This window comes from Streptomyces sp. NBC_01261, from assembly GCF_036226385.1.
Taxonomy (GTDB): domain Bacteria; phylum Actinomycetota; class Actinomycetes; order Streptomycetales; family Streptomycetaceae; genus Streptomyces.
On the sequence record NZ_CP108463.1, the window covers coordinates 6,619,814 to 6,643,397 of the forward strand.

Genomic DNA, 23,584 nt, shown 5'->3' on the forward strand with positions numbered 1-23,584 from the left:
CTGCCGCCGTACGCGGCCTGCGGTCCGCTTTGCTCGGGTCAGCCCGCTGTGAGTCGTACCGGCTCTATGCCGGAGACCAGGGTGGCGAGGGCCTGGTCGATGTCGGGGCCCAGGTACCAGTCGCCCGTGTGGTCGAGGGCGTAGACGCGGCCCTCGGAGTCGATGGCCAGGAGGGACTGGGTGTCCGGTTCCTCGCCCAGGGGGCTGACGTCGGTGTCCAGGGCTCGGCCGAGGTCGCCGAGGGTGCGGGCCATGTGGAGGCCGTGCAGGGGGTCCAGGTGGAGCGTCACGGGGGAGATCTGGCGGCCGGGGCCGGAGGGCGTGATGCGCAGGCCGCCGAACTCGGCCCAGGCCTCCACCGCCGCCGGGAAGACGGCGTGCTGGTGTCCCGCGGGCGAGGTGTGGTCGCGCAGGGTGTCCGCCCAGATCTCGGCCTGTTTTATGTCCCAGCGGCCGGGCTGCCAGCCGGCGGCGCGCAGGGCGGCGTCCACGGGTACGGAGAAGCGCGTGGAGTAGTGGCGGTCGGCTTGCATCTGCCTTCGATCGTCGGCGTCAGGGACGGTGGTGCCGGTGGTGCGCTGGAGCTGTTGTGCGGTGGGGCGGTGGGGCGGTGGTGCGGTGGTGCGGTCGTGCGGTGGGGCCGTCGTGCCGGTGGTGCCGGTGGTGGGGTCGGTGGGTCGGTGGGTCGGTGGTGCGGTCGTGCGGTGGAGCGGTCGTGCTGGTGGTGCGGTGGGGCGGTCGTGCTGGTGGTGCCGGTGGGCCGGTGGGGCCGGTGGGGCCGGTGGTGCGGTCGTGCGGTGGTGTTGGTGGTGCTGGTGGGTCGGTGGTGCGGTCGTGCGGTGGAGCGGTCGTGCTGGTGGTGCGGTGGGGCGGTCGTGCTGGTGGTGCCGGTGGGCCGGTGGTGCCGGTGGTGCCGGTGGTGCCGGTGGTGCCGGTGGGCCGGTGGGCCGGTGGTGCGGTCGTGCGGTGGGGCGGGCGTGCTGGAGTTTTGTGGTGGTGCTGTCCTGGGTTGGTTTTGCGGGGGTGGGGTCAGCCCGATTCCGTCGCGGGGTCTACGACTCGGACGCCGAAGTGGGCGCTCAGGGCTGTGCAGGCCCGGCAGGGGGGCGCGAAGCTGCCGTGCAGGGGGTCGCCGTCCTCGCGGATGCGGCGGGCGGTGAGTCTGGCCTGCTTGAGGGTCTTGCGGGCCTCGCCGTTGGTCATCGGCTTGCGCGCGGCGCGCTTGCTGCGGGCCTCGTCGGCGGTGGTGATGTGCCGGGAGATGAGGATCGCCTCGGCGCAGCGGCCGGTGAACCGGTCGCGCTGGGCGCTGGTGAGGGTGTCGAGGAAGTCCCGCACGAGCGGGTGCAGCGCGGGCGGCTGGTCGCCGCGGGCGGCGGTGCCGGTGAGGGTGGTGGCGCCGCGCACGGAGAGGGCGGCGGCGACGGTCGGAAGTATGCCGTCACGGCGGTGGTTGAGGGCCGGCGCGTGCTGCGCCTCGGTGGCGCTCCAGCCGACTCTGGGGTCGCCTGAAGGTCCGGTGTGCGCCCCGGTGTGCGGTCCCGTCTGCGTCGCGTTCATGATCGTCATCCCCTCCCGAGCATCCCCCGGCGGGTCACAGAGTGCCAAATGCCGTGGCTGGTGCGGTAGCTGGGGCGGTGCGACACGCCAGGGCTTCGGCGGGCTGTCACGACGGGGTGACGGCAGGTCACGGAAGTGCGGGTTCGGTGACGGATGCGGTGCGTTCGGTGAGGGGTGCGGTGAGCGGGTGCGGCCGACCGCCGCCGGTGACCGGTGTCGCCGTACCGCATAGGCTGTCCGCACCGCGATCCATGCGGTCGACGCGTGGAGACACGCGGGGAGACGGTCGAACGCAGACGTCAAGAAGACGAGACAGGCGATACGGGGCACAGCGGGGCGAGTTGGACATTCGGCCGCTGTGAATCGTACTGAATGCCGCAGGGGGCAACCGCCATGACGACAGGTCGGCTCGGGCAGCGAGCCGCGCCACCGAACGCGGCCTACGCCGGGCAGGTCGTGCACTTCCCGGACCCGGTCCGGGCGGCCCGCCACCCCAGAGGGGTGCGGATGGACGAGCACGGCTACCCCGACTTCTCGCCGTACGCGCGCGCGGTCGCCGAGATCGCCGAGCCCCCGGAGGGCTTCGGCGTCGACGAACTGCGCCTCACGGACTACGTGTCGGCGAACGCGGCGCTCGCCGCGACCGGTCACGAGCTGTGGGGCACCGTGCCCGCGGTGGCCACCCCGCACGGCTGGACCTGGCACCACGTGGTCGGCACCCGGCGCCTCGAACTCGTCCCCGTCGACGTGAAGGCGCTGCTGCGCCACCACGGCGGGATCGCCACGGCCGCCGTCGACCACGACAAGCGCGGCACCCGCCCGCTCCAGGAGACCCGCCCCGCGCACTTCGGCCTGCCGAAGTCGACGGTCGCGGTGACCGAGGCGCAGGTCCAGGGTGTCGAGGAGGACCTCGGCTACCGACTCCCGGGCGCCTACCGCTCGTTCCTCAAGGCGGCCGGCGGCTCCGCGCCCATCGGCACCGCGCTGGACGCCGAGTTGGGGCTGCTGATCGACCAGCCGTTCTTCACGGTCCGTGACGAGGCCGCCGTCAACGACCTTGTGTACGTGAACAAATGCCTGCGCGACCATCTCACCAAGGACTACCTGGCCGTCGGCTTCGTCCAAGGCGGCCTGCTCGCCGTGAAGGTGAAGGGGCAGCGGATCGGTTCCGTGTGGTTCTGTGCCTACGACGACGCCCGCGACGTCGATCCGTCCTGGGCGCCGGCCCTGCGCGTGGAGCGGCTGCTGCTGCCCGCCGGCGACGACTTCGACCAGTTCCTCGCCCGACTCGCGGGAAATCCCCCGGAGTTGGAGACGGTGGCGAATCTGATGGTGGACGGCGGGTTCGCCCAGTCCGTTCCGGTGTCGTCCGCGGCCTCGGCGTCCGCGGCGGGGGAGTGAGCTGACCGATGGTGACCTTCGCGCAGGCGCAGGAGCGCGCCGAGGAGTGGATCAATGGCGATGTGCCGTCGTACCAGCATCGCGAGGTACGGGTGCGGGAGTTCGAGCTCGGCTTCGTGATCTGGGCCGAGGACCGCGCCGACGGACCGCGTTCGGACGGCGGCGCACAGCGGATGGTCCTCGCCCGCGACAGCGGTGAGGCCACGCTGTGGCCCGCGCTGCCGGTGGGTGAGGTCGTCCGCCGCTACGAGGAGGAGTACGGCCGATCCGACGAGATCGTCGACGCGGTACCGGCCGCTCCCGCGCGGGTGGACCTGAACCAGACCTCGTTCCTGCTGAGTCCGCCGGAGTGGTTGCAGGAGGCGGCGGACAAGCTGGGGATTCCGGACCGGCGGGGGGAGTCGGCCTCGACTCCGGCTCCTGGTGCGGGTGTCGGGGTGCAGAGTTCGGCGCGGAGTTCGCTCCCGGAGACGCAGGCCGGGGTGCCCGCCGCTTCGGCGTGGCCCGACGCCGGCGGGTCCGGGGTGCCGGACGACGCGCCCGCCGTGCCTGCCGGGGCGACTCCCTGGGCGGGGACCGACACCAACGCGGATTCCGGCGAGGACCGTTCGGTACCGCTGCCCGCGACCGTGTTCGCGCCGCCGCTGCGGGAGCCCGAGGACAACACCCCGCCCGACGCCAAGACCGCGCTGATCTCCGGGGGCAGTCAACTCCCGCGTACGGCAATGTCTCCTGCGCTCGACGAGTCCCACTCCGGCTCCAACTTCAACTCCGGTGGTGGGGTTGGTGGTTCGCAGGGGCCTGGTGGTGCGCCTCAGGGCAACACTCCGCCGTCCTACGGGTATCCGCAGGGTGCGCCGCAGCCGGCTCCGCCGTCGTACGGGTATCCCCAGGGTGCCGGCAACGTGCCTCAGCCGCCCGGTGGGCCCGGGGTGCCTGGACGGGCGCTCGCGCCCAACGCCGGGGACATCGCCGACGCCGCGACCAGCAAGGCGGCGCCTCCGCCGCGCCGGGGCGGTGGTTCCACGACGCCACCTCCGCCGGGTGCTCCGGGGGCGCCGGGTGCGCGGCCGGGTGGTCCGGCCGCATCGCCTCCGCCTCCGCCGCCGGGTGGGTATGTGGCGACGCAGATGGTTTCCGGGCTCGGGCCGGACGGGCCTGGTGGGCTTGGCGGTCAGGCGGGGCCTGGTGCGCCGCAGCCGCCCGGTGCTCCGAACACTCCCGGGGGTACGCCTCCGGGTGGGGTGCACCATGCCGCGACGATGCTTGCCGATCCGGGGCAGGGTGGGCCTGGGGCGGCGGGGCCGAGGCCTCCGCAGCCGCCGGGTGCCCCTGGTGTACCCGGGGTTCCGGGCGCGCCCAAGCCGCCTGGTGCTCCCGGAGTTCCCGGTGCGCCCCAGCCGCCGAACGCTCCCGGCGCTCCCGGCAACCCCGGTTCGCAGGGCGGTGCGCACGGTGCCGTGCATCACGCGGAGACCATGCTCGCCGGGCCCCCGATGGGTGGGCCCGGGGTGCCTCCGCCGCCGCAGTTCCCGGGCGCGCCCGGTGCGTTGGGCGCCCCCGGTAGGCCGCCGGGTGCGATGCCTCCCGGTGCTGTGCCGCCGCCGGGGCGGCCCATGCCCGGTCAGGGCATGCCGCCCGCGCCCGGGCAGCCGTTCCCCGGGCAGCAGCAGCCCGCGTACGGCTATCCGCAGCAGGGGCTGCCGACCGTGGGGCCGGGTTATCAGGCCGTGTTGCGGTACCGCGCGCCGGACGGGTCCGAGCAGCAGCTGATCCGGCGGTCCGCGCCGGGGACGCCGCACCCGGAGTGGCAGATCTTCCACGAGCTGCGCGGCATGAACATCCCGCCGGACCAAGTCCTCGAACTGCACACGGAGTTGGAGTCCTGCGAACTGCCGGGCGCGTACTGCGCGCGGATGATCCGCGAACAGTGGCCGCAGGCCCGCATCGCGAGCATCGCGCCGTACGGCACGGATCACGCGAGCCGGCAGCAGGGGATGCGCGAACTGATCGCCCACCAGGGCGAGTTGCACCAGGTCGCCGACGGACCGGCCCGACTCGCCCCGGTGCGGGCGCCGTTGCCGCCGGTGCAGCCGACGCCGCCGATCCCGCCGGAGGCGATCGCGCAGGAACTGGCGGGCGCGTTCGGGCCGGGAGTGTTCCGGTTCGAGCAGGCGGCGGTGTCCCGGCAGGGCGTACCGCCGGTCGTCGCGCACACGCTGGTCGCGGCGGGACTGCCGATGGACCTGGGCCCGTTCTTCTGGGCCCAGGCCCAACCGGGGCGCCCCGTACCGACGTTGGCCGAACTCGCGCAGGAGCGCGGGGTACGGCCGTCCGCCGACGCGGGCTCCTACCTCGTCATGGGCAGCGACTTCGGCCGCGCGATCTGCGTCCAGTACGGCACGGCCAACATCGTCGCCGTGCCCGTGGAGGCGGGGCCGGGCGGTGCGCCCGTACCGCCGCAGTTCGTGAACACGGGGCTGCCCGAGTTCGCGCGCTGTCTGGCGCTGCTCGGCCGGATGTGGCGACTGCGGTACGGGCTCAACCAGGAGCAGGCGGGCCGTTGGACCGTCGACTTCCAGGCGCAGCTCGCTTCGCTGGATCCGGCGGCGCTCGGGTCGCCGGAGAGCTGGTGGTCGGTGTTGCTGGAGCAGATGTGGGACGGGTTGTTGTGACGCCGACGGTCTGTTGAACAGGCCGTATTGAAGGATTGAAGGGCCGGACCCGGTCGCGTGATCGGGTCCGGCCCTTTTGCGTCGCGTGATGCCCGTGACCTCTCTGCGGAGTGTCGCGTTATGAACACTTACGCCCGATCCATCAAGATATGCGGCAAATCATCATGTCGTGTCCGTCGGATGGAGAGGGGTTCCAGGATGAGCAGCGCATCGGTGTCACCACGTGGCTTCGTGGCCGTACGGGGGCGCGGCTACCGCCCCGACCAGGTCGACGCGTACGCGGCGGCGATCTCGCGGTACCGGGACGTGGCCTGGGAGCGGGCCGCGCGGCTGACCGTACTGGCCAAGGACATGGAGGCGGAGGCCGAGCGGATGCGGGTCGCCGTGTCCCGGCTCGCTCCGCAGACGTACGAGACGCTGGGCGAGCGGGCTCAGCGGCTGTTCCAGCTGGGGGTGGAGGAAGCCGCGGCTCTACGGGAGTCCGCGCGGCGTGCGGCGGAGGAGCGGGTCGCGGAGGCCGAGGCGCGCGCCGCGGGTGTGCTCCAGGCTGCGCGGGAGCACGCCGACGCGCTCCGTGCCGAGGTCGAGGAACGGGCTCGGCAGCGGCTTCTCGCCGCCCGCGCCGAGGCCGACGACATTCGGATCGGGGCGCGTCGTGAGGTGAAGGAGGGGCGTACGGAGGCGTTGTCCGCCTTGCGCGAGGTGCGGCAGCGGACCGCCGCGATGTTGGGGGAGCGGGCCAAGGAGCACGACGAGCGGTGGGCGTCGGCCGAGGGGGAGGCGTCGTCGCGGGCGGCTGCGCTGGATGCGGAGTACGCCGAGCGGGTGGCTCTCGCGGAGGCCGCGTTGGGGGAGGCTGAACAGGCCCTTGCCGAGGCGGAGTTGTCGGATCGGCGGCGGCAGGACGAGGCGGCTGAGCGGGCGGCCGAAGTGGTGGCGGAGGCGCGGGTGCGGGCGGAGCGGGTTGCTCGGGATACGGAGCGGGTGCTGCGCGAGCATGGGGAGACCTGGGATGACGTCCAGGCGCATATGGATCATGTGCGGAGTAGTTTGACCGCGCTTACGGGGCGGGCTGCGGCGGAGTGATGTGGCTGCGGGCCGGTGGGGGCTGGTCGCGCCCACGCGGCGGTAGCCGCACATTGAACACAGCCCCGCGCCCCTTGGGTGGGGACAGGTGCCCGGCGTTCCAAGTCACGGGTGATCTGCGCAGCATGGTGTCGGGTTGGGGACCTCGAAGGGGGCCAGGGTGTTGCCCACCGCCGGGACCAGTGCCAGGACCAGGTGGCCCTCGCGCCACTCGGGGCGTACGTGGTCCTGGGTGAGGATCGGGGTGGTGGGGTCCGGGGTGGCCAACGGGGCGCCTACCACCGTCAGTTGGTCGATCGCCGTGGATTCCAGCAGGTCGGCCACGGTGACTGTTCCGGTGAGGCGGTCTACGCCGGCGTAGAGCACCGCCCGGCCGGATCGTCGCGCCGCGTGCTCCGCCGCGGCCAGGGCTGCGGCTTCGGACGGACCGTGTCTAAGGTCGCCCAGGGCCGCGCCCATCTCCGTCGCCGTGAGCCGTTGCCAGGCCTCCTCCGCTGAGCCCTCCTCCGGCAGGGCGAGCGAGACCGCCGTACCCCTCCGCGTATCCGTCCGGATCAGGTGGGTGCACGCGACCGTCCCCGGTGGGAGCCCGAGCGTGGTCCTCAGGTCGCGGATCAGGTGGTCCGCCTCGCGGAGCGTCGTCGTGCCGGCGTCCACCCCAATGACGGGGTGGACGCCGGACGGGTCGTAGGCGGTGGTCATGCGGGGAGGACCCACATCGGGTTGGAGTAGAACCAGAGGTCCTTCCACGGGTCGGCGTCGCCGAGGACGTCCATCGCGGGGCCTACGGGGTCTACGGAGGCGCCGTTGATGCCCACGGCGGAGCGGTTGCCGTCGGTGCCGCGGAGGCGGACGTAGACCGGCTTGTCGAGGCGGCCGAGGGAGTACGTGAGGCGGACGGTGCCGGTGGACCTGTCGACCTCGAAGGACTTGACGACCTTCGTCTTGGGGGTGGCGAACACGTCCCGGTCCTTGACCGGGCCGGTGACATCGCCCTGGATGACGTCCACGCGGGCCAACTCGGGCTGGAACTGGGCCCAGTTGGGGCCGTTCGCGAGGCTGATCCTGATGGTCAGGTCCACCTGCGCGCCTCGGCGTACGTGCAGCGTGCCGCCCAGGGTGACCTCGCGGCCACCGTAGGACAGGCGGGCGTCGAGGCCGCTGATCAGGCCGCCGTGGTCGACCCAGACGCGGCCCGCGCGGATGCCGTCCATGACCGCCTTGTAGGCGAAGGAGGTCGCGCCGACGTGCGTGCGGGAGTACTGGCCGGGCCAGAAGTCGGTGTCGGTGAGGCTGATGCCGGTGCCGTAGACCGGGTCCTCGTAACGGCCGTTGGCGTTGAAGTCGCCGCCCGGGCCGCGAACCGCCGTGTCCGCGTAGACGTTGTGGGAGTCGGAGTTGGCGGTGATCCACCAGGGCTTGCCCTCGGCGAGGAGGCTGTCCCACAGGCCGCCGACCGTCGACGTCATCCAGTCGAAGCCGCCCCAGGTGCGGTAACTCTCCAGCGGGTAACCGGGGAACGAGTCCGCGCTCGGGCTGCCGTCGTAGATGCCGCGTCCGCCGCCCGGGCCGTTCGGCTTGGGGATGCCGCCCGCCTGGTGACCGGGGGCGCCCTCCATGCCGACGGCGATCGAGGGCTGCGCGTCGCGCCAACCCCGGATCTCGTGCGGGGAGTCGATGCCCTTGCGCGCCGGGTGGTTGGCGAGGAACAGGGCGTCCTTGACCTTGCGGCGGCGGACCTGGTCGGCGAGGAAGTTGACGCCCGCGATGGCGAGGGCCTCGTTGGCGGGCGAGTTGCCGCTCGCGTTCTTCACGCTGCCGTCGAAGGAGTTCTCGAACTCCTTGAGTACGGCCACCTCGTTGGCACCGGGGTGCACGAACACCGTGCCGTGCTCGGCACCCGGGATGTTCCACTCCAGGCCCTGGAAGACGAGGGTGTCGTCGGTCTGGTCACGGGCCTCGACGATGTCCGGATTGACCTTCTCCACACCGATCTTGGCGTGCGCGACGCTGCCGTGGTCGGTGATGACCATCCAGTCCAGGCCGTGCGCGTTCGCCTGGCGTACGTGGTCGACGACCCGGTACTTCGCGTCGCTGCTGTACTGCGTGTGGATGTGGTGGTCGCCCGCCAGCCACAGGTAACGGCCGTTGTCCTTCGACGACTTGGCCGCCTGCTGCTGCACCGACGCGGCTGCCTCCCCCGCGCCCGCGAGCACGCCGCCCGCCGCGAGTCCCGCTCCCAGCAGGCCGGTTCGGCGCAGCATGCCTCTCCGCGACAGCTGACTGGGCGTCAACTCGGTGTCCGGGACGGACGTGTCGAGGGCGGGCGGCAGCGACGAGGTGTCGCCGTCCCCGTGGTGGTGATGGTGGTGACCGTGGTCGCCGTGACTGTGGCCGTGGCTCATGTTCAACTCCCGCTGATGCAGGGACCTTCACGCTCGGACGTGCAGAGTCTGGAAAGGAGCGGTGAACAGCGGGGGTCCGGGTGGTGGTGTGGCAAAGAACGAGTCATGCACGGCTACAACACCGGTCACGCGGGGCTTTTGCGTCGGTCATGCGGTGGCTCCTCGGGTGTCCCGCCGCTGTCTCTCCGTACCGCGCCCGCCAGGATCCAGCCCTCCATCGCGTCGTACCGCCGACGCTGTTCCTCCTCCTCGCGGCGGCCCGAGGCGACCGTGCCCAGCCAGCCGCAGGCGAAGCCGAGGGGGATCGTGACGAGGCCCGTCGTGGTGAACGGGAACCAGTTGAAGTCGGCGTTGGGGAAGGCGGCGGCGGCCGAGCCGGAGACCAGGTTCGTGCCCGGCATCAGGAGGAGGACCGCGAGGGTGCCGCCAATGAGCGTGCTGAGCAGGCCCGTTCGGGTGTAGCGGCGCCAGAAGAGGCTGTAGACGAGGGCGGGCGCTATGGCCGAGGCGCCCAGGCAGAAGGACAGGGTGACCAGCGGTTGCAGGCCCCGGTGCTGGACCAGCGTCGCGAGCAGGATCGCCGGAACGCCCACCGCCAGCGCCGAGTAGCGGGCCAGCGTCATCTCGCGGCGGACCGGCATGTCCTGGACGCGGGTCGCGAAGACGTCGTGGGCGAGGGAGTTGGCGCAGGCGAGGATCATCCCGGCGACGGAGGCGAGCAGGGTGAGGAAGACGGCCGTGGTGACGGTGGTGAAGAGGAGGGTCTCCGTCGTCGACATGCCGGCCCCGAACACCGCCCGCGAGCCCAGGAGATACGCCGTGTTGCCCTGCGGGTCGGCCCGCGCGATCGCCGCCCGGCCGAGCAGCGCCGTCGCACCGAACCCGACGACCGTCACGATCGCCACGAACAGCGCCACGCTCGACACCGCCCACGACATCGACCGCCGCACCTGCCGGGCGCTCGACGCGGTGTACATGCGCATGGTGATGTGCGGCAGACAGGCGCCGCCGATCACCACGGTCAGCTCCGAACTGATCATGTCCAGCCGGGGACTCGGGCCTCCGGCGAACTCAAGTCCCGAGCGCAGGAAGGCCGGTCCGGCACCGCTGCGCTCCGCCGCCGTGTCGAAGAACGAACCCAGGTCCCAGTGGAAGCGGTTCAGCAGGAGTACGGCGATCACGGCTCCCGAGCCGAGCAGCATCACGATCTTCAGGATCTGGATGAGGGCGGTGCCCTTCATGCCGCCGATCGCCGCGTAGCTGATCATCAGCGCGCCCAGGCCGATGATGCAGCCGGTCTGCAGGAAGTCGCTGGAGAAACCGAGGATGAACGCCAACAGCTGCCCAGCGCCCGCGAGTTGGACCAGCATCAGCGGCAGCAGCGCGATGATCGTCACCGCGCACGCGACGATCCGTACGGAACGCCCCGGCATCCGGCGGGCCAGCGCGTCGCCCATCGTGAACCGGCCCGCGTTGCGCAGCGGTTCGGCCAGCAGGAACATCAGCAGCATCAGCGACAGGGCCGTACTCAGCGCGAGCACCACCCCGTCGTAGCCGTACAGGGCGATCACCCCGCCCGCGCCCAGCACGCTCGCCGCGGAGATGTAATCACCCGCTATGGCAAGGCCGTTGCGGAGTGGAGAGAGGGAGCCGTAGCCCGTGTAGAACTCGTCCAGGTCGTCGCGGTCCGGGCCTGTCATCACGCAGAGCAGGAGGGTGATCGTGGCGACGGAGGTGAAGGCCACCAGCGACATCGTCTGCGAGGAGTTCCTGAGACCGGTCATCGCGGTCACGGTCGTCGTCGCGGTCGTTGCGGTCATCGTGCCGCCTCCCGTCTCGCGTCCAGTTCGGCCTGCTTGCGGAAGCGGTCAGCGAGGGGGTCGACGCGACGCCGGGCCGTGCGCTCGTAGAGCGCCGTCGCGAGCCAGGTGACGGGCAGTTGGGCCAGCGCGAGCAGCAGCCCGGTGGGCACGCCGCCGGTGCCGGTGCTCGACATCAACGAGGGCGTGAACGCGGAGAGTCCGAGGAAGAGGCAGAAGTAGCCGAGCGCCGCGCTGGTCGCCACCCGGCGCTGACGCCGGTACGCGCCGCGCAGGATGCGCAGATCGCTGTGGTTGCCGAGAGCGGGGCGACGGGGCAGACGGCGGCGCTCGGGTGGAGGCGGGGGTGGCTGCCAGGGGTAGGTGACGGTGGGCGGGGAGGTGCGCGGGGGCGGGGGCGCGGGTGGGGTCGGGGGTGAGGTCGGGGGTGGTGCGTGGTCGTACGGGGTGTAGGGGACGGAGTCGGGGTCGTACGGGGTGTACGGGTCGGCGTCCGGGTCGTACGGGGTGTGGTGGGCGGTCTCGGGGTCGTACGGGGTGTACGGGTCGGGTGACGACTGCACATCATCCGGGCGGTGCGAATCATGCGGAGGGTACGGGTCGTAGGACATCCCGTGCTCCTTGCGTGGCTCGGGTCCGTGGCGGCGGACCGCAGGGAGTGGGCGGCGGGGGTCACGCACGCTACTCGCCGGGTGGGGGATGTGGGTGGTTTTCGCCGAACCGGGCGGTCGGGGGACGCCGCCGCGTCAACACCCGCTGACCTCGGGTGTTGCCGCGGCGGCGCCCAACTCGGGCCCGCTCACTGCTCCTTGAGGACCGGGAAGCGTCGCGGTGCCAGGAACAGCAGCACCAGGAAGGCCACCGCCGCCGCGCAGCCGGCGCCGATGTACACCGCGTGCACCGCGTCCGCGATCGCCCGCCGGGTGGCCTCGGGAACCGCGCCCCCGTCGAGGCCGCGCGTGATCGAGTCCAGGTCGCTCGCGCCGCCCAGCCGGGACGCCAGCACCCCGTTGGCGACCGCCCCGAAGACGGACGCGCCGATGGTCTGGCCGGTCTGGCGGCAGAACAGGACGGACGCGGTCGTCACGCCCCGCTCCTCCCATCCGACCGTCGACTGCACCCCGACGATCAGCGGGAGTTGGAAGAGTCCGAGGGCCGCGCCGAGCAGCAGCATCAGCACCATCGGCTGCCAGGCCGCGCCCGGGTACGGCAGGAACGGGAACGCGAACAGGATCAGCGTCGCCGTCCCGATCCCGAGCATCGCCGTGTTGCGGAACCCGATCCGCCGGTAGACGTGCTGGCTCAGCGCGGCCGACACCGGCCAGCTCAACGTCCATATGGACAGCACGAATCCGGCCGCCACGGGTGCCAGCCCGAGCACCGACTGCGCGTACGTCGGCAGGAACACGCTCGGCGCCACCATCAGCAACCCCAGTGCGCCCAGGGCCAGGTTGACGGCCGCGATCGTACGGCGCCGCCACACCCACCCGGGGATGATCGGTTCCGCCGCCCGGCGTTCGATCGCGACCACCAGTCCGGCCAGCGCAAGTCCCGTACCGAACAGGGCCATTGAGGGTGCGGAGAGCCAGGGCCACGCGACCCCGCCCTGGACCAGCGCCGTGATCAGCACGCCTCCGCACGCGAACACCGCGAGCGCGCCCGCCCAGTCGATGCGGGGGCGGGAGGTGCGGGCGCGTTCCGGTTCGTGGAGGTGGCGGACGATCAGCCACAACGCCACCGCTCCGACAGGGAGGTTGACGAGAAAGATCCACCGCCAGCCGGCGTACGCGGCGAGCAGTCCGCCCACTCCCGGGCCCGCGACCGCCGACACCGCCCACACCGTGGACAGCTTCGACTGGATCTTCGGGCGTTCCTTCAGCGGGTACAGGTCGGCGGCGAGCGTCTGCACCGTGCCCTGCAACGCCCCGCCGCCCAGGCCCTGTACGACCCGGAACGCGATCAGCGTGCCCATGTTCCAGGCCACCGCGCACAGCAGCGAACCGGCGAGGAAGACCGCCGCCCCGACGATCAGCACCGGCTTGCGGCCGAAGGTGTCGGAGAGCTTGCCGTAGACGGGCAGGGTGACCGTCACGGCCAGCAGATAGCCGGAGAACAGCCAGGAGAAGACGGAGAAGCCGCCGAGGTCGCCGACGATCTGCGGTACGGCGGTCGAGACGATGGTGGAGTCGAGGGCGGCCAGGGCCATCGCCAGCATGAGGGCCGCGACGACCGCGCGCTTGCGCCGGTCGGGAGGCGCCGGCGTGGATTGCTCGGCCGCCTCGGTTCGTATCTCGGTTTCGGCGTCGGTGTCGCTGTCCCCCTGGTCCACAGGATTCCTTTCCCCTTGCATCTATCTGCCGCGCACCAGCTTCCCACTTGACCCTCACGTAGCGGCAGGGCGGAAGCTGGCCGGGCTGGTGGGTGGACCGGACCCCGAGATCGACTCCACCCGGCGGTGGAGAGCCCCTAGGGGTCCCTCCGTACTACGACCTGGGGACGGTTCGTACCGGCGGAGGAGGAGAAGGGGGAGGGGGCGTCCTTAACCTGGCTTTATGCCGCTGGGGGGCGGCAGGCCGAACCCAGGAGGGTGGGGTTTTCCCCCGGGAAAGACTGCGCTGAGCACCAGCGCGCCGGACCCCCTCCCACCGCCAGACTCATCGACGTAACCAGTTGGAACACCTCGACCGGACACCGGCACGCTTCTCTGCCGACCGACTTAGGAGACATACCGTGACATCGGCTGTGACCATTCCCAGGCACGGGGGCACTGGAGGGCGTACGGCCGTTGCCGCGCGAGCGCGGCAGGTCGTCAAGGCGTACGGGGCCGGGGAGACCCGCGTCGTCGCCCTCGACCATGTCGACGTGGACATCGCCCGCGGCCAGTTCACCGCGATCATGGGCCCCTCGGGGTCCGGCAAGTCCACGCTCATGCACTGCCTCGCCGGGCTCGACACCGTGACCTCCGGGCAGATCTACCTGGACGAGACCGAGATCACCGGCCTCAAGGACAAGAAGCTCACCCAACTGCGCCGGGACCGGATCGGGTTCATCTTCCAGGCGTACAACCTGCTGCCGACGCTGAACGCGCTGGAGAACATCACCCTCCCCATGGACATAGCCGGCCGCAAGCCCGACAAAGGGTGGCTGGCGCAGGTCGTGGACACGGTCGGACTCTCCAGCCGGCTCAAGCACCGGCCCAACCAGCTCTCCGGCGGTCAGCAGCAACGCGTCGCCGTGGCACGGGCGTTGGCCGCCCGCCCCGAGATCATCTTCGGTGACGAGCCGACCGGAAACCTCGACTCCCGTGCGGGCGCCGAGGTGTTGGGCTTCCTGCGCCGCTCCGTGGACGACCTCGGCCAGACCATCGTGATCGTCACGCACGACCCGGTGGCCGCGTCGTACTCGGACCGCGTCCTGTACCTCGCGGACGGCCGGATCGTCGACGAGATGTTCAAGCCGACCGCGGACGCCGTCCTCGACCGCATGAAGGACTTCGACGCGCGGGGGCGTACGTCATGACTGTCATGAAGACCTCGATGCGCAACTTCTTCGCGCACAAAGGGCGGATGGCGCTCTCGGCGATAGCCGTGCTGCTGTCGGTGGCGTTCGTGTGCGGCACGCTGGTGTTCACCGACACGATGAACACGACGTTCGACAAGCTCTTCGCGGCCACCGCGTCCGACGTGACGGTGCTGCCGAAGGCGGCCAAGGCCGACGGCAGCACCCCGCAGAACGGACTGCCCGAGTCGCTGCCGGCCTCCACGGTCGCGCAGGTGGCGAAGGCCCAGGGGGTCAAGTCCGTTGAGGGCGGCGTCAGTTCGATGAACGTGACTGTCGTCGACAGCGCCAACAAGAACATGGGCTCGTCGACCGGAGCGCCCACCATCGCGGGCAACTGGACGAAGAACGACCTGCGTTCGATGGAGATCACCTCCGGACACGCCCCGCGCGGCCCGACCGAGGTGATGGTCGACGCCGACACCGCCGACAAGCACCACCTGAAGATGGGCGACTCGCTGCGCACGATCTCGCAGACCGGTGACTTCACCGCGAGGATCGTCGGCATCGCCACCTTCAAGGTGACCAACCCCGGTGCGGCCGTCGTCTACTTCGACACCGCCACCGCGCAGCACGAACTCCTGGGCGCCACCGGCCGGTTCACCCAGCTCGGCGTCACCGCCGCGAGCGGTGTGACGGACACTCGGCTCAAGCAGAACGTGGCACAGACCCTCGCGTCGTCGGGGACGTACAAGATCCAGACGGCCAAGGAGAACGCCGACGAGAACCGCAAGGGCGTCGGCCAGTTCATGAACGTCATCAAGTACGCCATGCTCGGCTTCGCCGGGATCGCGTTCCTGGTGGGCATCTTCCTCATCATCAACACCTTCTCGATGCTGGTCGCCCAACGGACCCGCGAAATAGGCCTGATGAGGGCGATCGGCTCCTCCCGCAAGCAGGTCAACCGCTCGGTGCTGGTCGAGGCGACCCTGCTCGGGATCGTCGGCTCGATCCTCGGGGTCGGCGCCGGTGTCGGGATCGCCGTGGGCCTGATGAAGCTGATGAGCGCGGCGGGCATGGACCTGTCGACCCGGGACCTGACGGTGAAGTGGACCACCCCGGTGCTCGGCCTGCTCCTCGGCGTGATCGTCACCATCCTCGCCGCCTACCTCCCGGCCCGCCGGGCCGGCAAGGTCTCCCCGATGGCCGCACTGCGCGACGCCGGCACACCGGCCGACGGCAAGGCGGGCTGGGTGCGGGGGCTGATCGGCCTGGTGCTGACGGGGGCCGGTGTGGCTGCCCTGTTCGCGGCGGCGACCGCCAAGAAGGCGACGGATGGTTCGCTGGTACTGGGGGCGGGTGTCGTACTGTCCCTGATCGGCTTCGTGATCATCGGCCCGCTGCTCGCCAACGGAGTCGTACGGGTCATCAGCGTCGTACTCCTGCGGGCCTTCGGACCGGTGGGGCGCCTGGCGGAACGCAACGCGCTCCGCAACCCCAGGCGTACGGGTGCCACGGGTGCGGCCCTGATGATCGGCCTCGCGCTGGTCGCCTGCCTCTCGGTGGTCGGCTCCTCGATGGTCGCCTCGGCGACGAGTGAACTCGACAAGTCCGTGGGCGCCGACTTCATCGTCCAGGGCAACCAGCGGATCGTGCCGCAGGCGGAGAAGGCGATGGAACAGTCGCCGGACCTCGTCCACGTCACCCGCTACAAGGACATCGACGCCACCCTCACCTCGCCCGACGGCCAGAAGGACACCGACGGCATCACCGCCGCCGACCCGTCCTACGCCCAGGACCTGCGCCGCGCCACCACGGCCGGCGACCTGTCCGCCGCCTACGGCACCAACGCGATGTCGGTCGGTTCCAAGTACGCCAAGAAGCACGGCGTCCACGTCGGCGACACGATCGGCGTCGCCTTCAAGGGCGGCGAGACGGCGAAGCTGAAGGTTGCGGCGATCACGGACGACGACGTCGCCATCGACCAGGGCGCGCGGTACACCAGCATCGCGACGATGCAGAAGTACCTCCCGGCCAACAAGGTCCCGCCGAACGAGATCATGTTCGCCAAGGCCAAGGACGGCCAGGAGAAGCAGGCGTACGCGGCCCTGAAGAAGGCCATGGACCCGTACCCGCAGTACCAGGTACGCGACCAGACCGACTACAAGCAGGAACTGAAGGACCAGATCGGCCAGCTCCTGAACATGGTCTACGGTCTGCTCGCTCTGGCGATCATCGTGGCGGTCCTGGGTGTCGTGAACACCCTCGCCCTGTCGGTCGTCGAGCGGACCCGGGAGATCGGACTCATGCGAGCGATCGGCATGTCCCGCCGCCAGCTCCGCCGGATGATCCGCATGGAGTCGGTCGTGATCGCCCTCTTCGGAGCGCTGCTCGGCCTGGGCCTGGGGATGGGCTGGGGGGCCACGGCTCAGCAGCTGCTCGCCCTGGAGGGGCTGAAGGTCCTGGAGATTCCCTGGGGGACGATCATCGCGGTCTTCATCGGGTCGGCGTTCGTGGGCTTGTTCGCGGCCTTGATCCCGGCGTTCCGGGCGGGGCGGATGAATGTGCTGAACGCGATCGCCACGGAGTAGCCAATCGAGCCACTGTCCAACGGGGGCAGGCCCGGCGCCGAGAAGTCACGGGGGACTTCTCGGCACCGGGTCTGTCTTTTCTTGTCGTTTGTCTGTCGTCTTTGAGGTCGACTTCTCAGTTGCCAGTAAACGGGTGGGTGGGAAAGGCTTTTTCGGCAGTGCAGGGTGCCAAGAAAGCGAGGGTTATCCACAGGCCCCGGCACACGGCACCGCACCGACGTACGCTGGATACCCCCCGGCCCACCCTCCGCGTCGGGCCCTTCGTGTTGCCCACCCCCCCAGACGGAAAGCCCTCCATGAGCCTGCACGGTCTGCTCGACGCCGTAGTCAAGGACCCCGCCCTCGCGGAAGCCACCCGCGCCGCGACCGACGGCAACCGCATGCACGTCGACCTGGTGGGCCCCCCGGCGACCCGCCCCTTCGCCGTGGCGGCGCTCGCCAGGGAGACCGGCCGCACCGTCCTCGCGGTGACCGCGACGGGCAGGGAGGCCGAAGACCTGGCGGCAGCCCTGCGCTCACTGCTCCCGCCGGACGGCGTCGTGGACTACCCGTCCTGGGAGACCCTCCCGCACGAGCGCCTCAGCCCGCGCAGCGACACCGTGGGCCGCCGCCTCGCCGTCCTGCGCCGCCTGGCCCACCCCAGGGAGGACGACCCGGAAACGGGCCCGGTCTCCGTCGTCGTGGCGCCCGTGCGGTCCGTGCTGCAACCGCAGGTCAAGGGGCTCGGAGACCTGGAGCCGGTCGCCCTGAGGACGGGCCAGAGCGCCGACCTGAACGCGATCGTGGACGCGCTCGGCGCCGCCGCGTACGCGCGCGTGGAGCTCGTCGAGAAGCGCGGCGAGTTCGCGGTGCGCGGCGGCATCCTGGACGTGTTCCCGCCGACCGAGGAACACCCCCTGCGCATCGAGTTCTGGGGTGACGACGTCGAGGAGATCCGCTACTTCAAGGTCGCCGACCAGCGCTCCCTGGAGGTCGCCGAACACGGCCTGTGGGCACCCCCCTGCCGTGAACTCCTGCTGACCGAGGACGTCCGCGCGCGGGCGCGTGCCCTCGCCGAACAGCACCCCGAACTGGGCGAGCTGCTCAACAAGATCGCCGAGGGCATCGCCGTAGAAGGCATGGAGTCGCTGGCCCCGGTGCTCGTCGACGACATGGAACTGCTGCTCGACGTGCTCCCCAAGGGCGCGATGACCGTCGTATGCGATCCGGAGCGGGTACGCACGCGTGCGTCCGATCTCGTCGCCACCTCGCACGAGTTCCTCCAGGCGTCCTGGGCCGCGACCGCCGGTGGCGGCGAGGCGCCCATCGACGTCGGCGCGGCCTCCCTGTGGGCCATCGCGGACGTACGGGACCGGGCGCGCGAGCTGGACATGATGTGGTGGTCGGTGTCGCCGTTCGCCGCCGACGAAGAGCTGACGGAGACATTTGCCGCCGACGCGGCGGGGGACACCCTGAAGCTCGGGATGCACGCCCCCGAGACCTACCGGGGCGACACCGCGAAGGCCCTCGCCGACACCAAGGGCTGGCTCGCCGACGGCTGGCGCACGGTCTTCGTGACCGAGGCCCACGGCCCCGCCGCCCGCACGGTCGAGGTCCTCGGTACCGAGGGCGTCGCCGCCCGCCTGGAGACGGAGCTCGGCGAGATCGCCCCCTCCGTGGTGCACGTGGCGACCGGCTCGATCGACTACGGCTTCGTCGACACGGCGCTCAAGCTCGCCGTCCTCACCGAGACCGACCTCTCCGGACAGAAGGCCGCCGGCAAGGACGGCGTCCGGATGCCGGCCCGCCGCCGCAAGACCATCGACCCGCTCACCCTGGAGGCGGGCGACTACATCGTCCACGAGCAGCACGGGGTCGGCCGCTACATCGAGATGGTGCAGCGCACGGTGCAGACCGCCACGCGCGAGTACCTGGTCGTCGAGTACGCGCCCGCCAAGCGCGGCCAGCCCGGCGACCGGCTGTACATCCCCACCGACCAGCTGGAACAGATCACCAAGTACGTCGGTGGCGAGTCCCCGACCATGCACCGCCTGGGCGGCGCGGACTGGACGAAGACCAAGGCGCGCGCCAAGAAGGCCGTCAAGGAGATCGCGGCCGACCTCATCAAGCTGTACTCGGCCCGGATGGCGGCCCCGGGGTACGCGTTCGGCGCGGACACGCCCTGGCAGCGCGAGCTGGAGGACGCCTTCCCGTACGTGGAGACGCCCGACCAGTTGACGACCATCGCCGAGGTCAAGGACGACATGGAGAAGTCGATCCCGATGGACCGGCTGGTCTGCGGCGACGTCGGCTACGGCAAGACCGAGATCGCCGTACGGGCCGCCTTCAAGGCCGTCCAGGACGGCAAGCAGGTGGCCGTCCTCGTCCCGACGACCCTGCTCGTGCAGCAGCACTTCGGGACGTTCACCGAGCGGTACTCGCAATTCCCGGTCAACGTACGGGCGTTGAGCCGCTTCCAGACCGACACGGAGGCGAAGGCGACCCTGGAGGGCCTGCGCGAGGGCTCCGTGGATCTCGTCATCGGTACCCACCGCCTGTTCTCCTCCGAGACCAAGTTCAAGGACCTCGGCCTGGTCATCGTCGACGAGGAGCAGCGCTTCGGTGTCGAGCACAAGGAGCAGCTGAAGAAGCTGCGCGCGAACGTCGACGTGCTCACCATGTCGGCCACGCCGATTCCCAGAACCCTGGAGATGGCGGTGACCGGCATCCGCGAGATGTCGACGATCACGACGCCCCCGGAGGAGCGTCACCCTGTGCTGACGTTCGTCGGCCCCTACGAGGAGAAGCAGATCGGCGCCGCGATCCGCCGCGAACTCCTGCGCGAGGGCCAGGTCTTCTACATCCACAACCGCGTCGAGTCGATCGACCGCGCGGCGGCCAGGTTGCGCGAGATCGTCCCGGAGGCGCGCATCGCGACCGCCCACGGCCAGATGTCGGAGCAGTCGCTGGAGCAGGTGGTCGTCGACTTCTGGGAGAAGAAGTTCGACGTCCTGGTGTCGACGACGATCGTCGAGTCGGGCATCGACATCTCCAACGCGAACACGCTGATCGTCGAACGAGGCGACAACTTCGGCCTGTCGCAGCTTCACCAGCTGCGCGGTCGGGTCGGGCGTGGCCGCGAGCGGGGTTACGCGTACTTCCTGTATCCCCCGGAGAAGCCCCTCACCGAGACCGCGCACGAGCGCCTCGCGACGATCGCCCAGCACACGGAGATGGGCGCGGGCATGTACGTGGCGATGAAGGACCTCGAAATCCGGGGCGCGGGAAACCTGTTGGGCGGCGAACAGTCCGGCCACATCGCGGGCGTCGGCTTCGACCTGTACGTCCGCATGGTCGGCGAGGCCGTCGCGGACTACCGCGCCTCCCTGGAGGGCGGTGTCGAGGAGGAGCCGCCCCTGGAGGTCAAGATCGAGCTCCCGGTCGACGCGCACGTCCCGCACGACTACGCCCCCGGCGAGCGTCTGCGCCTCTCCGCCTACCGGTCCATCGCCTCCGCCAACACGGAGGAGGACATCAAGGCCGTACGCGAGGAACTCGTCGACCGCTACGGCAAGTTGCCCGAGCCGGTGGAGAACCTGCTGCTGGTGGCGGGCCTGCGCATGCTCGCGCGCGCGTGCGGCGTCGGCGACATCGTCCTCCAGGGCACCAACATCCGCTTCGCACCGGTGGAGTTGAGGGAGTCCCAGGAGCTGCGCCTCAAGCGCCTCTACCCGGGCACCGTCATCAAGCCGACCGCCCACCAGGTGCTGGTACCCCGCCCGAAGACGGCCAAGGTGGGCGGGAAGCCGCTGGTCGGGCGGGAGTTGCTGGGGTGGGTCGGGGAGTTCCTGGCGACGATCCTGGGGTCGTAGGGGCGATCCTGGGGTCGTAGCGAGAGCTGCAGGGAGCCGTAGAGGCGTCTTCCGGTCGGTCGGGGGCAGAGGTGCGCGCTGGTCGGTCGCGTCAGGCGGGGGGCGGGGTCGGGCCGGAGGTCGGGCGGAACAGCATGCCCGCCAGGACCCGGAACACCTCCTCCGGGTCCCGCTCACCCACCGCCCCGTCCAGGTTGTGACCCAGGAGCAGGGTCGCGAAGCCGTGCGCCAGGGACCACGCGGCGACACCGGCGAGACGGTCGTCGGGGCCGCGGCCCTCGGGGGGTACGGCGGAGACGGCGTGGCGCAGGGCGTCGGTGGCGAGGGCGCGGGCCGTGGTGAGTTCGAGGTCGCCGTCGCGCAACAGCTCGGGCGCGAACATCACTTGGAAGTGCGCCGGATGCTCGCGCGCGAAGCGCACATAGCGGACGCCCGCGTCCTTCAGGTCCGCCGCCTCCCCGATCGCGCCCGCCAGCAGCCCGAAGCCCTCCGCCGCGATCGCCGTCAACAGCCCTGTGCGGTCCTTGAAGTGATGCGCCGGCGCCGCGTGCGAGACACCGGCACGGCGGGCGAGATCCCGCAGGCTCAGGGCGGACGGGCCGTCGGCGGCGATGACGTCGAGCGCGGCGGTGAGGATCGCGCGGCGCAGATCGCCGTGGTGGTACGGGCGGCGACTGCTCTCAGAAGTCTCGGCGGTGCTCATGGTCAGCAGCGTACGCCGAATCTAGGCATTGACAAGTTCGGACGGTTGGGGCAATCTTGTCAGTGTCAAGTTGTGGAACGACCGGGATGCGACGAGGGGTTACGTCATGTCGGAAAGCGTGCGTGGAGTGGAGACCACGAAGAGCCTCCCCACCGTGGAGCTGGGCCGCGTGCGCCAGCTCTGGCATCTGCTCGAACCCCTGCACGCGGTGCTGTATTACGCGCCGGAGGTCTTCGAGGAGGCCGCCGCCCTCGGATACGACACCGGGGAGCGCTGGCCGAGCTACTTCCCGTTGCGCGCCGCGCCGTTGGGCCCGGCCGGCGGTGAGCGGGTGGCCTCCGCCTTCTACAGCTTCAACCCCCGCATGGTCGCCGAGCACATGGGCTCGGCGTGGAGCACCGCGAGCCCGGACGCTGTGTTGAAGGCGAGGCTGCGCGGCATGGACCGGGCCTACCGCGCGATATTCGGCGACCGTGTCGACAGCCCCGAGCTGGCGGAGGCCGCCGACCTCGCCCGCCGCGCCGCCGAGGCGGCTGACAACGCCGGCCGCCCCCTCGCCGCGGCCAACGCCGAGTTGGCCTGGCCCGCGGAACCCCACCTCCAGTTGTGGCAGGCGGCCACGATCCTGCGCGAACACCGGGGCGACGGCCACCTCGCCGCCCTCCTCGTCGCCGACCTGGACCCGGTCGAGTCCCTGGTCTCCTTCGCCGCGATCGGGGCCGCCTCCGTCCAGCGCTTCGAGAGCCGGGGCTGGAGCCGGGAGGAGTGGGCGGCGGCCCGCGAACGGCTGGTCGTCCGCGGCGTCATAGACGACAGGGTACGGCGACGCGGGCGGGCCGCGATCTGCGCCAGGAGGTCGAGCGCCGCACCGACCAACTGGCCGCCACGCCATGGCAGTTCCTCGGCCGGACCGACACCGACCGACTCGCCGACCTGCTGGGGGAGTTCTGGGTCGCCGTGCTCGGGTCCGGGCTGCTGCCCTCGGAGTCGACGTTGGGCATCGGCAAGGTCTGAGGGGGTGCGGGTCTGACGGTCCGACGGTCTGAGAGAGCGTGAAATCCGGGGCGGAGCAAGGGGAGTAAGGAGAGGGGGTGAGGGAAGCCGGTACTTCGGCCTGTTCCACCACTGCGATACAGGCGAGTTACGTGCCATGGGGACTTAGGACCCGTATGCCCGTGACGCGTCCGCCGCTACCGTGGGGACCAGGCAATATCCGCCCCTGCAGGGGCGGGGCCGGGTGAGCAAGGGGAGGGGCGCACGTGATGCGTCTGAGGGGTGGGGCGGCAATCGCCGCCCTGGTCATGTTGTCGGTCGCCGGATGCAAGACGGACACCACGGGAACGGGCGACTCCGGGCCCGAGGCGACGGCCGGAGGAGGCTCCGGCGGGGGCGCGGCCCTGACCGCCGCCGAGTCCCTGACCGTGAAGGGGCGTGCGCCGAAGACCGGTTACTCCCGTGAGCGTTTCGGCACCGCCTGGGCCGACACGGACTCCAACAGCTGCGACACCAGGGACGACATCCTCAAACGGGACCTGAAGCAGGTGAAGTTCACCGACGGCGACTGCAAGGTGTCGTACGGCGTCCTCGAATCCGATCCGTACTCCGGCAAGGAAGTCGTCTACAAGCGCGGCGCCAGCCTCGTCGACATCGACCACCTGGTCGCCCTCTCCGACGCCTGGCAGAAGGGCGCCAAGTACTGGGACGCCAGCAAGCGCATAGCTCTCGCCAACGACCCGCTCAACCTCCTCACCGTCGGCGCCAGCCCCAACCGCAGCAAGGGCGACGGCGACACGGCGACCTGGGTGCCGCCCAAGGCGTACCGGTGCACGTATGTCGCCGCGCAGGTCGCCGTGAAGAAGAAGTACGGGCTGTGGGTCACCTCGGCTGAGAAGGCCGCGATGGTCAAGGTCCTCTCCACCTGCTCCAAGCAGGCCCTGCCGACCGGCGGCAACCCGACGAACGCGCCGGCGAGGTTCCACGCGAACTGAGGTGAC

At 71.0% G+C, this 23,584-nt stretch carries 14 protein-coding genes and 2 pseudogenes; 8 read left to right on the forward strand and 8 right to left on the reverse strand.

Features of this window, described 5'->3' with window-relative positions:
* Window positions 1–38: 38 nt before the first annotated feature.
* Together OG226_RS29520 and OG226_RS29525 are read right to left on the reverse strand one after the other, a co-directional pair.
* Window positions 39–533: an SUKH-3 domain-containing protein gene (locus OG226_RS29520; RefSeq protein WP_328682707.1), complete on the reverse strand. Its 495-nt coding sequence runs from the start codon at window positions 531–533 to the stop codon at window positions 39–41.
* A gap of 496 nt (window positions 534–1,029) precedes the next feature.
* Window positions 1,030–1,569: a YwqJ-related putative deaminase gene (locus OG226_RS29525; RefSeq protein WP_329350537.1), complete on the reverse strand. Its 540-nt coding sequence runs from the start codon at window positions 1,567–1,569 to the stop codon at window positions 1,030–1,032.
* Window positions 1,570–1,953: 384 nt separating this feature from the next.
* On the opposite strand from OG226_RS29525, the gene OG226_RS29530 reads away from it, so the two are divergent.
* The 3 genes from OG226_RS29530 to OG226_RS29540 all read left to right on the forward strand — a co-directional run bounded on the left by OG226_RS29530 (window position 1,954) and on the right by OG226_RS29540 (window position 6,722).
* Window positions 1,954–2,961 carry an SMI1/KNR4 family protein gene (locus tag OG226_RS29530; RefSeq protein WP_328682711.1) on the forward strand — a complete coding sequence of 336 codons (1,008 nt, stop codon included), beginning with the start codon at window positions 1,954–1,956 and terminating at the stop codon, window positions 2,959–2,961.
* A gap of 8 nt (window positions 2,962–2,969) precedes the next feature.
* Window positions 2,970–5,636 carry an SUKH-4 family immunity protein gene (locus OG226_RS29535; protein ID WP_328682713.1) on the forward strand — a complete coding sequence of 889 codons (2,667 nt, stop codon included), beginning with the start codon at window positions 2,970–2,972 and terminating at the stop codon, window positions 5,634–5,636.
* 198 nt (window positions 5,637–5,834) lie between these two features.
* Entirely contained in the window at window positions 5,835–6,722 is an 888-nt protein-coding gene (locus OG226_RS29540) for a cellulose-binding protein (protein ID WP_328682715.1), read from the forward strand.
* A gap of 105 nt (window positions 6,723–6,827) precedes the next feature.
* On the opposite strand, the gene OG226_RS29545 is transcribed toward OG226_RS29540, so the two are convergent.
* From OG226_RS29545 to OG226_RS29565, 5 genes and pseudogenes are all read right to left on the reverse strand, one after another.
* The gene (locus tag OG226_RS29545) at window positions 6,828–7,424 is read right to left on the reverse strand and encodes a hypothetical protein (RefSeq protein ID WP_329350538.1); all 597 of its coding nucleotides are present in this window, start codon (window positions 7,422–7,424) and stop codon (window positions 6,828–6,830) included.
* Window positions 7,421–9,127 (reverse strand): PHP domain-containing protein, encoded by a 1,707-nt coding sequence (locus OG226_RS29550; RefSeq protein WP_329350539.1) that lies wholly within the window; start codon window positions 9,125–9,127, stop codon window positions 7,421–7,423. Before OG226_RS29550 ends, OG226_RS29545 begins: the two co-directional genes overlap by 4 nt.
* A 125-nt stretch (window positions 9,128–9,252) precedes the next feature.
* A complete protein-coding gene (locus OG226_RS29555) occupies window positions 9,253–10,947 on the reverse strand; it encodes a sodium/solute symporter (RefSeq protein WP_443066919.1) in 1,695 nt (564 codons plus the stop codon).
* Window positions 10,944–11,399 (reverse strand): annotated as a pseudogene (locus OG226_RS29560) (DUF485 domain-containing protein); the annotation flags it as partial. The pseudogene OG226_RS29560 and the gene OG226_RS29555, both read right to left, overlap by 4 nt.
* A 347-nt stretch (window positions 11,400–11,746) precedes the next feature.
* Window positions 11,747–13,297 carry an MFS transporter gene (locus OG226_RS29565; protein WP_443066920.1) on the reverse strand — a complete coding sequence of 517 codons (1,551 nt, stop codon included), beginning with the start codon at window positions 13,295–13,297 and terminating at the stop codon, window positions 11,747–11,749.
* Between the two features lie 380 nt (window positions 13,298–13,677).
* Between OG226_RS29565 and OG226_RS29570 the strand changes: the two genes are divergently transcribed.
* From OG226_RS29570 to mfd, 3 genes are all read left to right on the forward strand, one after another.
* A complete protein-coding gene (locus tag OG226_RS29570) occupies window positions 13,678–14,466 on the forward strand; it encodes an ABC transporter ATP-binding protein (protein ID WP_317886346.1) in 789 nt (262 codons plus the stop codon).
* Window positions 14,463–17,036, forward strand: coding sequence for an ABC transporter permease (locus OG226_RS29575; protein ID WP_329350540.1), 2,574 nt, complete (start codon window positions 14,463–14,465; stop codon window positions 17,034–17,036). Before OG226_RS29570 ends, OG226_RS29575 begins: the two co-directional genes overlap by 4 nt.
* A gap of 296 nt (window positions 17,037–17,332) precedes the next feature.
* Window positions 17,333–20,887, forward strand: a complete 3,555-nt coding sequence (gene mfd / locus OG226_RS29580; RefSeq protein WP_329350541.1) for a transcription-repair coupling factor — start codon at window positions 17,333–17,335, stop codon at window positions 20,885–20,887.
* A gap of 91 nt (window positions 20,888–20,978) precedes the next feature.
* Here the strand turns inward: mfd and OG226_RS29585 are convergent, their stop codons facing one another.
* Window positions 20,979–21,590 carry a TetR/AcrR family transcriptional regulator gene (locus OG226_RS29585; RefSeq protein ID WP_329350543.1) on the reverse strand — a complete coding sequence of 204 codons (612 nt, stop codon included), beginning with the start codon at window positions 21,588–21,590 and terminating at the stop codon, window positions 20,979–20,981.
* 106 nt (window positions 21,591–21,696) lie between these two features.
* On the opposite strand from OG226_RS29585, the pseudogene OG226_RS29590 reads away from it, so the two are divergent.
* Window positions 21,697–22,604: pseudogene (locus OG226_RS29590) on the forward strand (SCO6745 family protein).
* A 248-nt stretch (window positions 22,605–22,852) separates the two neighbouring features.
* The gene (locus OG226_RS29595; protein ID WP_329353544.1) at window positions 22,853–23,578 is read left to right on the forward strand and encodes an HNH endonuclease family protein; all 726 of its coding nucleotides are present in this window, start codon (window positions 22,853–22,855) and stop codon (window positions 23,576–23,578) included.
* Window positions 23,579–23,584 lie beyond the last annotated feature (6 nt).